Annotated in this window: 1 protein-coding gene; it reads left to right on the top strand. The window is 41.0% G+C overall.

Annotation, left to right across the window (positions count from 1 at the left end):
* The coding region (locus CWB85_RS22580; RefSeq protein WP_171039078.1) for a hypothetical protein at positions 1-206 on the top strand (206 nt) is incomplete at its 5' end.
* Positions 207-271: the final 65 nt, after the last annotated feature.

Below are 271 nucleotides of genomic sequence, written 5' to 3'. Positions count from 1 at the left end.
CATCGAGTAATTTAGGGGATATATCAATTGATTTGCGTTCGTTGTACGGTGCCGGGCTTTATGTAGAACTTACTACTGTAAACGAACCGCAAGCTTATGGCGCGTCTGCACCATATAATAAAAAGCCATTACCATCGTTTGTAATGCGTCTTCAAGGTCAACCGTGGAGTAACGCATTTACTGATGCGTATGAATCTATCACTTAAGGGGAAGACTATGAGGTTAAGTCTGTTGAGCGTATCTTTTCTAATGGTGAATTCAAAGGTGTGAA

The organism is Pseudoalteromonas sp. S1727 (assembly GCF_005886375.1).
Lineage (GTDB): Bacteria > Pseudomonadota > Gammaproteobacteria > Enterobacterales > Alteromonadaceae > Pseudoalteromonas > Pseudoalteromonas haloplanktis.
This window is presented reverse-complemented; position numbering and strand designations above follow the sequence as displayed.